The following is a 291-nucleotide window of genomic DNA, read 5'->3' as shown; positions in this document are numbered from 1 at the left end:
GCGATGATGTTGCTGGGCAGAGCAGACGCCACGGTGATCAAGGATTCCATAAAAACAGACTGGCTGATTTTTCTGTTACAAATGGCGCCCAGCTGTTGACTTCCCATATTGACTACGAAATCAGTAACCTGGCAAACTGAAGCTGTTTCATTAGGTTTTAGATGATTGAACTCATCGTATCGGTTGACTAATTCTGGGAACCACATCATCAAACCGTAGTAACCAATGTGGAAAGTAAAGTTAATTCCAATCGAAACTACGGTAAACTTGAGGATGGGTGTCACGAATAAC

At 42.6% G+C, this 291-nt stretch carries 1 protein-coding gene; it reads right to left on the bottom strand.

The features are described 5' to 3' along the window. Nucleotides 1-291: hypothetical protein (locus QWY29_RS20105; RefSeq protein ID WP_300963005.1), on the bottom strand; the 291-nt coding region annotated here is incomplete at both ends.

The organism is Nocardioides abyssi, from assembly GCF_030412915.1.
Taxonomy (GTDB): Bacteria; Actinomycetota; Actinomycetes; order Propionibacteriales; family Nocardioidaceae; genus Nocardioides; species Nocardioides abyssi.
The sequence above is the reverse complement of the archived record's forward strand: the minus strand, read 5'-3'. Positions and strand labels throughout refer to the sequence as shown.